The 10226-nt window shown below is 66.0% G+C and carries 12 protein-coding genes; 3 read left to right on the forward strand and 9 right to left on the reverse strand.

Translation table 11 applies throughout. The features are described 5' to 3' along the window. The coding region (locus tag G3N98_RS35720) for an integrase core domain-containing protein (protein WP_206150763.1) at positions 1-88 on the forward strand (88 nt) is incomplete at its 5' end. 92 nt (positions 89-180) lie between these two features. Here the strand turns inward: G3N98_RS35720 and hppD are convergent. After that, the gene (hppD, locus tag G3N98_RS35725) at positions 181-1278 is read right to left on the reverse strand and encodes a 4-hydroxyphenylpyruvate dioxygenase (RefSeq protein WP_089424279.1); all 1098 of its coding nucleotides are present in this window, start codon (positions 1276-1278) and stop codon (positions 181-183) included. A 212-nt stretch (positions 1279-1490) separates the two neighbouring features. Between hppD and G3N98_RS35730 the strand changes: the two genes are divergently transcribed. Beyond that, positions 1491-2015, forward strand: coding sequence for an Lrp/AsnC family transcriptional regulator (locus G3N98_RS35730; RefSeq protein WP_011655746.1), 525 nt, complete (start codon positions 1491-1493; stop codon positions 2013-2015). A gap of 60 nt (positions 2016-2075) precedes the next feature. On the opposite strand, the gene G3N98_RS35735 is transcribed toward G3N98_RS35730, so the two are convergent. The 8 genes from G3N98_RS35735 to paaA all read right to left on the reverse strand — a co-directional run bounded on the left by G3N98_RS35735 (position 2076) and on the right by paaA (position 8370). Next, the gene (locus G3N98_RS35735) at positions 2076-2723 is read right to left on the reverse strand and encodes a GNAT family N-acetyltransferase (protein ID WP_039366876.1); all 648 of its coding nucleotides are present in this window, start codon (positions 2721-2723) and stop codon (positions 2076-2078) included. Between the two features lie 233 nt (positions 2724-2956). Next, the gene (locus tag G3N98_RS35740; protein ID WP_006482923.1) at positions 2957-3562 is read right to left on the reverse strand and encodes a TetR/AcrR family transcriptional regulator; all 606 of its coding nucleotides are present in this window, start codon (positions 3560-3562) and stop codon (positions 2957-2959) included. 16 nt (positions 3563-3578) lie between these two features. Beyond that, the gene (locus tag G3N98_RS35745) at positions 3579-4403 is read right to left on the reverse strand and encodes a DUF1835 domain-containing protein (protein WP_206150761.1); all 825 of its coding nucleotides are present in this window, start codon (positions 4401-4403) and stop codon (positions 3579-3581) included. Between the two features lie 128 nt (positions 4404-4531). Beyond that, a complete protein-coding gene (paaE, locus tag G3N98_RS35750; RefSeq protein ID WP_089471989.1) occupies positions 4532-5620 on the reverse strand; it encodes a 1,2-phenylacetyl-CoA epoxidase subunit PaaE in 1089 nt (362 codons plus the stop codon). Positions 5621-5625: 5 nt separating this feature from the next. After that, a complete protein-coding gene (gene paaD / locus G3N98_RS35755) occupies positions 5626-6186 on the reverse strand; it encodes a 1,2-phenylacetyl-CoA epoxidase subunit PaaD (protein WP_089471990.1) in 561 nt (186 codons plus the stop codon). A 32-nt stretch (positions 6187-6218) separates the two neighbouring features. After that, positions 6219-7022, reverse strand: coding sequence for a 1,2-phenylacetyl-CoA epoxidase subunit PaaC (gene paaC, locus G3N98_RS35760; protein WP_089471991.1), 804 nt, complete (start codon positions 7020-7022; stop codon positions 6219-6221). A gap of 10 nt (positions 7023-7032) precedes the next feature. Beyond that, positions 7033-7317 carry a 1,2-phenylacetyl-CoA epoxidase subunit PaaB gene (gene paaB, locus G3N98_RS35765; RefSeq protein ID WP_010092957.1) on the reverse strand — a complete coding sequence of 95 codons (285 nt, stop codon included), beginning with the start codon at positions 7315-7317 and terminating at the stop codon, positions 7033-7035. A 54-nt stretch (positions 7318-7371) separates the two neighbouring features. After that, the gene (gene paaA, locus G3N98_RS35770) at positions 7372-8370 is read right to left on the reverse strand and encodes a 1,2-phenylacetyl-CoA epoxidase subunit PaaA (protein WP_069246920.1); all 999 of its coding nucleotides are present in this window, start codon (positions 8368-8370) and stop codon (positions 7372-7374) included. Positions 8371-8569: 199 nt separating this feature from the next. Here paaA and G3N98_RS35775 point away from each other — a divergent pair, with 199 nt between their 5' ends. After that, positions 8570-9838 (forward strand): SGNH/GDSL hydrolase family protein, encoded by a 1269-nt coding sequence (locus tag G3N98_RS35775; protein ID WP_206150762.1) that lies wholly within the window; start codon positions 8570-8572, stop codon positions 9836-9838. Positions 9839-10226 lie beyond the last annotated feature (388 nt).

A 10226-nucleotide genomic window follows, 5' to 3' on the forward strand; every position in this document is an offset into this window, starting at 1 on the left:
CGAACAGTCGGTGCACATCTACAACCATGAGCGACCGCATACGGCTCTGAAATACAAAACGCCCGATGCGGTGCATCGGGCGTTCTAGTGCCTGGATACTGTCAACCTATTCCAGGACTTGACACGCCGCCGGATCGTGCGGGCCGCCGGGTTGCCCCGGGCAGCCGCCCGCCGGATGTGTCAGGCCTTGTCCTGTACGACGCCGCGGCGGATCTGGTCGAGTTCGATCGATTCGAACAGCGCCTTGAAGTTGCCTTCGCCGAAGCCCTGGTTGCCCTTGCGTTGGATGATCTCGAAGAAGATCGGCCCGATCTGGTTCTCGGTGAAGATCTGCAGCAGCAGGTCGTCGCGTGCGCCGTCGATCAGGATCTTGCGCTTCTTCAGTTCGTCCAGCGATTCGCCGTGGTTCGGCACGCGGCGGTCGACCAGTTCGTAATACGTGTCGATCGTGTCGAGCAGCTTCACTTCCTTGCTGCGCAGGCCATCGACCGCCTGATAGATGTCGGTGGCGCCGAGCGCGATGTGCTGGATGCCTTCGCCGTGATACGCGTCGAGGTATTCCTGGATCTGGCCGGCCGTATCCGAGCCCTCCTCGTTGATCGGGATGCGGATCTTGCCGCACGGCGACGTCATCGCCTTCGACTTCACGCCCGTCACCTTGCCTTCGATGTCGAAGTAGCGCACTTCGCGGAAGTTGAACAGGCGCTCGTAGAACTCGGCCCATTCCTGCATGCGGCCGCGATGCACGTTGTGCGTCAGGTGGTCGATGTAGGTGAGGCCGTGGCCGACCGGGTTCGGGTTCGCGCCGGCGATCGGCTCGAAGTCGACGTCATAGATGCTGATGTCGCCGATGGCGCCCGGTTGCGCGCCGTTCTTGCCGCGCCAGCGGTCGACGAAGTAGATCAGCGAATCGCCGATGCCCTTGATCGCCGGGATGTTCAGCTCCATCGGGCCGGTCTTGTTGTCGAAGCCCCATGCGCCGAGTTCCAGCGCGTGCTGGTACGCCTTCGCGGCATCCTGCACGCGGAACGCGATCGCGCAGATCGACGGGCCGTGCAGGCGCGCGAAGCGTTGCGCGAACGAATCGGGTTCGGCGTTGATGATGAAGTTGATGTCGCCCTGGCGGTACACCGTCACGTCCTTGTGGCGGTGGCGCGCGATCGCGGTGAAACCCATCCGTTCGAACAGTTGTCCGAGCGCTTTCGGGTCCGGTGCCGTGTATTCGATGAATTCGAAGCCGTCGGTGCCGACGGGGTTGTCCCAGTTTGGGATCTGCATGGCGTGTCTCCTGTGGGGGCGATCGGCCGGGGCGACGTGCGCAGGCCCGGCCTGGTTCGATGTCGAGCGTGGCGCACGCGGTGGCGTGCGCGACGCATCGGTACGTGCGACAAAGTGTAGCGGGCAGTCACGAGCGTAAACTTGCGAACTTAATTGCCGGAACCTACGATGGCGCAATTTCCAGTCTCAAATCATTTATTGGAGGGCAGAAGATGGCGCAAGCCGAATTGGATGCCATCGACCGGCGGATTCTCGCGATTCTTCAGGAGAACGGGCGCCTGTCGAACCAGGAGATCGCCGAGCGCGTGAACCTGTCGCCGAGCCCGTGCCTGCGGCGGATCCGGCGGCTCGAGGAGATCGGCGTGATCACCGGTTATGTCGCGCTGCTGGATCCGCAGAAGCTTGGCCTCGACCTGCTCGCGTACGTCAGCGTGCGGCTCGAGAAGCGCGGCGGCCTGGCGCCGGTGCGGGCCGACGAAACGTCGGCGCGGGCAGGCGCGACCCATGCGGAGCTGTTTCGCGCGGCCGTGCAGACCTGGCCGGAGGTGGTCGCGTGCCACGCGATGACGGGGGACATGGATTACCTGCTGCGCGTGCAGGTCGAGGACATGGCGCATTTCTCCCGCTTCGTGCAGGAGCATCTGCTGCATCACCCGTCGGTGATCGACGTGAAGACGAGCTTTTCGCTCGAATGCTTCAAGGAGACGACGGCGTTGCCGATTCGTTCGGTGCGCTAGTGCGCGGCGGGGAAGGGAGGGGGGCCGGGCGCGCGGCAGGCGCGGCCCGGCTGACTGAAGTTACGCCGTCAGCGCGGCGGGCATCAGCGATTCGATGAACTTCGTGGTGCGGCGCGCCTGGCGCTTCATCGCGTAGTCGAACACCGCAGCCTGCTCCTGCAGCATCTCGGCGATGATCGTCGAGTGGTCGGCCGGCGGCAGCGACAGGTACGCATCGGCTTCGCCGTACGCGTACTCGATCCGCATCCCGGATTTCTTCGCGATATGCATCATCGTCGCGTTACGCGACAGGCAGTGCATGTACAGCATCGTCACGTGCGTGTTGCGGCTGCGGATCGCCGCGCGCTCGAACAGCTTCGAGCCGACGCCGCGGCCGCGTGCGCTTTCGAGCACCGACACGCCGAATTCGGCCGTGCGCTTGTCGCCCTCGGCCGGCAGGTAGGCCAGGTGGCCGACGCCGATCAGTTCGAGGTCGTGATCGAACACGCCGAACACGGTGTCGCGGCCGAAGTCGATCGTGCGGACATAATTCTCGATCACGTGGTCGGGCACCATCTGGCCGAAGCGCAGCAGGCGGTCCTCTTCGTCGAGCGAGAGAAAGTGGGTGAGCATCTGCTCACGGTCTTTGGAAGCCAGTTCCCTGACGAGAACCGGCGCACTGCCGACCGTGCCGACAACTTCGGCAGGGCCGTTGAATTGCGTGTTCATCGTGGGTTCCTCAGTGTGGGTGCACAAACGGGTTGTGCAATGCAACAGCATTTTACCCGAGCGAGGTTGGGGAAAACCCGTATTTGACGTTATTTGTGCTGAGGGGAAATTCTAAAACCGCTTAGTTCATTCTGTAAGTTATTGATTTTAAGTGAATTTAAAATTCATCATATGAAATGCGCGGCGGGCGGCCGCAGTGTACCCGTCGCGCAACGCATGCTGCTGCGCGGCAATCAGGCGGCCGTCGACAGCCCGCGCTCGATCAAGTCGATCACCTGCTCGGCGAAGTCGCGGTAGCCGAGGCGGCCGCCCGGCTTCAGCCATGTGAACGTCCAGTTGATCATCCCGAACACCATCATCGTCACGGACGTCTGGTTTTCCTTCGAGATGCGGTCCGGGTACGCGCGTGCGAGCTGCCGCGTGAACGCCGCGACGATGTCGCGCTGGCGGTCGAGCACGATTTCGCGCTGCGCGTCCTCGAGATACTTCACGTCGTTGAGCAGCGCGACGTGCCGGCTGTGCGACGTCTCGTATTCGGCGAGGAACGCACGCACCAGCTCCGCGAACGCGTCGCGCTCGCTGAGGCCGCGCCGCTGGCTCGCCCCTTCGACCTCGGCGATGATCAGCATCAGCCGTTTCGTGTAACGGTCGAGCAGGTCGAACAGGATCGCTTCCTTGCTCTCGTAATAGTGATAGAGGCGCGCCTTCGACGTGCCGCTCGCGGTCGCGAGATCGGACATCGACGTGCTCGGGTAGCTCGTCTGCGCGAATTTCTCGGCGGCCAGATCGAGGATCTGCTCGCGCTGGGATTCGTGGTCGGGCGCTCGGGTACGGGCCATGGTCGAATGGGGAAGATTAGCGGTGCGGGGTGGCCGTGCGGGCCGCGCGCACCTGCGTGGAAGAGAGGGCGTCGGGCGCGTCGTCCTGCAGCTCGAGCCGGCCGGCTGCCGCGAGTTCGCGGCAGCGCCACCAGGCGATCGAGTCGCTGACGAACAGCCCGCCGCGGTCGGCGTCGGTCATGATGGTGCCGACGAGGCGCGCCGCGGGCCGCCAGTCGGTTTCCGCGCGCGCGACGATCAGCGCGTCGAGGTCCTCATAGTAGCCGCTCTTGATCGTGTTGCTGACCCAGTAGCGCAGCTCCGCGTTCAGGTGTTTCGCCTCCTGCCATTCGAGCGCGAGGCGGCCGATGCGCAGCACCGAGATCGGCGCGGCCACCGGGCGCTTGCGCGCCAGCTCGGCCGGCGAGAACATGCCGGTCGCGCACGCCTGGTCGGTGCGCGACAGCGCCGTGCGCTGCGCCGAGTCGAGATCGGCGGCCGACAGACGCACTTCGTTCAGGCGTTGCGGGACGTTGCGCAGGTGATAGGCGACGCGGCGCAGCAGCAGCTTGTCGCCGACGCTCGGCGCATGCCACACGACCACCTGGCCGGTATCCGTCGCGAGCTGGTCGAGGCGCGCGAACTCGCCTTCGATCTCCGCGTTCCAGTCGGGAATCTGATCGCCGAGCACGCGCTGCCAGAAGGCGGCGCGCGTGTCGGGCGTCTCGTCGGCGCCCTTGAGCGGCCCGACGCCGAGATCGTCGAGCAATCCGACGACGCGCTCGTCGCGTCCGGCTTGCGCGAGTGCCTCGTGCAGCGACGCGGCGGCGGTGCCGCCCTGAATCACATGAATGGTACTCATCGGCCTGTCGTCAACAAAAGAAAACCGCCGGCCGGGCGGACGTTGCAATGTCCAGCCGGCCGGCGGCCCCTAGTGTAAGCGAGATGTGTGACGACGAGAAACGGTCCGGCGCCGCGACGCGACGTCGCTCAACGCTCGTCGTAGCTCACGACGACCTTGTCGCTGATCGGGTGGCACTGGCACGTGAGCACGAAGCCGTCCTTCACTTCATGCTCTTCGAGCGTGTAGTTCTTCTCCATCCGCACTTCGCCCTCGAGCACCTTCGCGCGGCACGTGCAGCACACACCGCCCTTGCACGCATACGGCAGCGCGAGGCCCGCGCGCAGGCCGATATCGAGCAGGCTCACGCCTTCGTACGGCAGGCGCAGCTTGCGCTTCTTGCCGTCGAGCACGATTTCCAGGTCGGCGGCCGGGGTCTGGTCGGTGATTTCGACGACCGGCGCACCGGCTTGCGGCAGCGGCGTGCCGAAGCGCTCGACGTGCACCTTCGCCTGAGGCACGCCGGCCGCCTTCAGCGCGGCCTCGGCTGCATCCATCATCGGCGCGGGGCCGCAGATGAACGCCTCGTCGATCGCGTCGGCCGGCATCAGCGTGTCGAGGAATTCCGCGCATTTCGCCTGGTCGAGCACGCCGTTGAACAGCGCGACGTCCTGCTGGTCGTCCGACAGCACGTGATAGAGGACGAAGCGGTTCATGTAGCGGTTCTTCAGGTCCTCGAGCTCCTCCGCGAACATGATCGCGTCGACGCTGCGGTTGCCGTAGATCAGCGTGAACGTGCTGCGCGGCTCGAGTTCGAGCGTCGTCTTCACGATCGCGAGCACCGGCGTGATGCCGGAGCCGCCGGAAAACGCGACGTACTGCTTGCCGTGATCGGCGTTCAGGTGCGTGAAGAAACGGCCGTCCGGCGTCATCACGTCGATCGTATGACCCGGCTTGAGCGAGTCGAACGCGAAGTTCGAGAAGCGGCCGCCGCGCACCCGCTTGATGCCGATGCGCAGTTCGCCGTCACGGTCGTAGTCCGTCGTGCCGACGCAGATCGAATACGAGCGGCGCGTTTCCTCGCCGTCGATGTGGGTCTTCAGCGTGACGAACTGGCCCTGCGTGAAGCGGTACGCGTCGCGCAGCTCGGGCGGCACGTCGAAGGAGACGGTGACGGCGTCGGCGGTCTCGGGCCGCACGTCGCGGATACGCAGCGGATGAAATTGCGGGGTCGCCATATCGATTAATAAGGTTTGAAGTAGTCGAAGGGTTCGCGGCAGTCGACGCAGCGATACAGCGCCTTGCAGGCCGTGGACGCAAATTGCGCGAGACGCTCGGTGCGGGCGGAGCCGCAGCGCGGGCACGCGGGTGCCGCGACCGGGCGCGGCACGAAGCGCACGACGTTTTCCCGCGGCGCGGCGGTGCCGCACTGGCCGACCGGCGGCGCGATGCCGTACGCGCGCAGCTTGTCGCGCGCTTCCTGCGTGATCCAGTCGGTCGTCCACGCGGGCGCGAGCACGGTCTCGATCCGGTGCGCCGGAAGGTCCGCGGCCTGCAGCGCGGCGGCGATGTCCTCCGCGATCTGCGACATGGCCGGGCAGCCCGAGTAGGTCGGCGTGATCACGACCTCGAGCTGGCCGTCGTCCGCGCGGCGGACGTCGCGCAGGATGCCGAGCTCGCGGATCGACACGACCGGGATCTCGGGGTCGGGCACGGCTTCGAGCACGTCCCATGCACGGGCGAGCAGCGGGTCGGCGTGGCGCGCGGCGGGCACGGCGTTGGCGGGGGCGGTCTGGACGGACATCGTCGGGCTCCGTTGGGCGTGGGGGCGGCCGGTTACCAGCTCGCGCCGGGATGCTGGCGTGCGAGGCTCTGCATTTCGGCGAGCAGGTAGCCCATGTGCTCCGAGTGCTCGCCCTGCTTGCCGGTCGTCACATGCTGCACGGGTGCAGGCAGCGTGAGCGTCGCTTCCGCGAGGGCATCGTCCACGTCCGCGCGCCACGCTGCTTCGAGCGTGGCCGGCGCGGGGGCGATGCCCTCGGCGGCGACCGCGTCGTCGATTGCATCGGCAGCGAAGAATTCGCGCGTGTACGGCGTCAGGTAGTCGAGCGCTTTCTGCGCGCGGCGGTGCGATTCGTCGGTGCCGTCACCGAGGCGAACCAGCCACTCGCGTGCGTGCTGCACGTGATAGCGGGTTTCCTTCACCGATTTCGCGGCGATCGCGGCGAGCTGCGTGTCGGCCGACGTTTCGAGCGCGGTCCACACGTGCAGCATCAGTGCCGAGTACAGGAAGTTGCGCACGATCGTCACCGCGTAGTCGTTGTCGGCGTGTGCGGTGCCGGCGATCGGGCCGTAGTGCGGCAGCTCGGCGAGCGTGAAGTTCGCGAACTCGCGCTCGGTGCGGAAGTACGCGTAGTCGTCCTCGGTCTTCGTCGCGCCGGTGAGCTGGCGCTCGAGTTCGGCCGCGTGCGTGTACAGCATGCGCGCCTGGCCGATGAGGTCGAGGCTCATGTTGGTGAGCGCGATGTCTTCCTCGAGGATCGGGCCGTGGCCGCACCATTCGGCGTTGCGCTGACCGAGGATCAGCGTGTTGTCCGCGAGGCGCAGCACGTAGGAGAGGTGTTCGGGCGTGGTCGTCATGGCGCGGGCGTTACATGTGGTTGACTTCGTCGGGCAGCGTGTAGAACGTCGGGTGGCGGTAGATCTTGTCGCCCGCCGGTTCGAACAGCTCCGCCTTCTCGTTCGGATCGGACGCGGTAATGGCCGACGACGGCACCACCCAGATGCTCACGCCTTCCTGGCGGCGCGTGTAGACGTCGCGCGCCATGCGCAGCGCCATCGACGCGTCGGCGGCGTGCAGGCTGCCGCAATGCTTGTGATCGAGCCCCTGCTTGCTGCGCACGAACACTTCCCAGATCGGCCATTCCTTGTTCATCACTTTCTCCTCAATCCTCAATCCTGAATCCTGAATTCGATGGTGTGCCGCCGCTCAGGCGGCGTGCTGTTCGGCGCGCGCGCGGCGCTTGGCTTCGTGGGCGAGTGCGGCTTCGCGCACCCATGCGCCGTCCTCGTGCGCTTTCACGCGGGTCGCGAGGCGTTCCTTGTTGCACGGGCCGTCGCCGTTGACCACGCGCCAGAATTCGTCCCAGTCGATCGTGCCGTAGTCGTGATGGCCGCGCGCCTCGTTCCACTTCAGGTCGGGGTCGGGCAGCGTCACGCCGAGCACCTTCGCCTGGTCGACCGTCGCGTCGACGAACTTCTGCCGCAGATCGTCGTTCGAGATCCGCTTGATGCCCCATTTCGCGGACTGGTTGCTGTGAACCGAATCGGCGTCGCTCGGGCCGAACATCATCAGCACCGGCCACCACCAGCGGTTCACGGCCTGCTGGACCATTGCGCGTTGCGCGTCGGTGCCCTTCATCATCGACAGCAGCGCGTCGAAGCCCTGGCGCTGGTGGAACGATTCTTCCTTGCACACGCGGATCATCGCGCGCGCGTACGGGCCGTACGTGCAGCGGCACAGCGGGATCTGGTTCATGATCGCGGCGCCGTCGACGAGCCAGCCGATCACGCCGACGTCGGCCCAGGTGGGTGTCGGGTAGTTGAAGATGCTCGAGTATTTCGCCTTGCCGGCGAGCAGTGCGTCGATCAGCGAATCGCGCGACACGCCGAGCGTTTCGGCCGCGCTATAGAGATAGAGGCCGTGGCCGGCTTCGTCCTGGACCTTCGCGAGCAGGATCGCCTTGCGCTTCAGGCTCGGTGCGCGCGAGATCCAGTTGCCTTCGGGCAGCATGCCCACGACTTCCGAGTGCGCGTGCTGCGAGATCTGGCGAACCAGCGTCTTGCGATAGGCATCGGGCATCCAGTCCTGCGGTTCGATCTTGCCGTCGGCGGCCATGACCGCATCGAACCGCGCCTGCTCGGGCGACTCGGCTGCGGCATCGAGTGGCGCGACGTTGCCGGGGATGTCGAGGGATTGCGTGTACATGGCGAGGCTCTCGTCCGGGTGAATGTGTGCGAAGTATAAACCAACCGACCGGTCGGTTAATAAATTTCTTGCGGATTTGCGGCGAGACTCGGGTAAACGAGGGACGTCGGGGCGCGATCGGACGGCGTGACGGCGATCCGGCGCGTGGGGTTCGCGTCTTCTGCGGCACAATGCCCGCTTTCCGACGAGGATTTTGCCGATGTCATTTCGAAGCAGTATCGCCGCGGCCGTGCTGGGTGCCGCCGTCTTTGTCTCGCCGGTCGTGGCATCGGCTTCGGCCGCGCCGGCTGGATGGGTGGCGGCGTGGGCGACCGCGCTGCAGCCGATCCCCGACCTTGCCGCACCGCCGCCGCTTTATCGTGCACCCGACGTGTCCGGACGGGCCGTGCGCCAGATCGTCTATCCGACGGTGTCGGGGCGTGCCGCGCGGATCCGCGTCAGCAATGCCTACGGACATGCGCCGCTGGTCGTCGAAGCGGCGAGCCTCGCGCGCGCCGGCGAAGGGGCGGCGATTGCTGGTGCGGCGGCGCCGGTCCGGTTCGGCGGCAAGGCGTCGGTGACGCTTGCGCCGGGCCAGGAACTCGAAAGCGATCCGGTGGCGATCGATGTGGCGGCCGGGCGGCCGTATGCGATCAGCCTCCAGATGGGGGCGAACCAGCGGATGACGGTCTGGCACCGCGTGTCGAACCAGTTCAATTACGTGTCTGCACCGGGTGACCATGTGAGTGATCCGGGCGCCGCCGCGTTCCGCACCCGTTTTACCCAATACGCATGGGTGAGCGAGCTCGCGGTCGAGGCCGGTTCAGCGCGCGCCAGCGTAGCGGCGATCGGCGATTCGATCACCGACGGACTGCGCTCGAGCGTGAACCGGAATCGCCGCTGGCCGGACGCGCTGGCGCGTCGGCTGACCGCTTCCGGCGCGGAGTCGATCGGCGTCACGAATCTTGGTATCAGCGGAAACCGGCTGCTTAGCGATTCGGCGTGCTACGGCACGTCGCTGGCGTCGCGGTTCGAGCGTGATGCACTGTCGCACGCGGGGGTGAAGGCGGCGATCGTGCTGATCGGGATCAACGACATCAACTTCGCCGCGATGCCGCCGCGCGCGGGGCTCGATTGTGACCACCCGCATACGCAGGTCACGGCTGCATCTTTGATCGACGGCTACCGCCGGCTGATTGAAGCGGCGCACCGCCAGGGCGTCAAGGTCTTCGGCGCGACGCTGACGCCAGCCGGGCTGCCGGAGGGGCGCGAGGCGATCCGGCTCGAGGTGAACCGGTGGATCCGGAGCGGTGGCGGGTTCGACGGTGTGGTCGACTTCGATGCTGTGCTGCGCGATCCGGAGCGCCCGAGCGTGCTGCAGCGTCGATACGATAGTGGGGACGGCATTCATCCGAGCGACGCCGGCTACACCGCGATGGCCGACGCGGTGCCGGTCGAGCAACTGCGGGCTGCGGTGGTCGGCAAGTGACGCGCTTCTATATATAGAGGGAAGTGTTGCCGGCAACGCGTAGGTCAGCGGCACCACTTGGCCCGTCGAGCGCGAAGCCCCCGTGCGCGTGAGCGCACGGGGGCTTTTCAAAATATTTTCACAAAGGGGCTTGCGTAGACGGGGGCGCGTGCTTAGAATCACGCCTCTTTCGCGCTAACGGAAACGCGGCGCGGGAGAAGGGAAGCAGGGCGGGTGGTGCGCAGCAGTCTGGAGCGCGCAGCTGGCCTGGAAGTTGAGCCTCGCAGTCGCAACGATGATGTTAAAAAGTTGTTGACGAACTGCGAAACACGGTTCATAATCTCGCTTCTCTGCTGCTGAAAACGCAGCGCTGCTGAGAAACACGAAGTTCCTCGCAGAAACGCTCTTT

Origin of the sequence: Burkholderia sp. Tr-20390, assembly GCF_017104595.1 — a bacterium.
Taxonomy (GTDB): domain Bacteria; phylum Pseudomonadota; class Gammaproteobacteria; order Burkholderiales; family Burkholderiaceae; genus Burkholderia.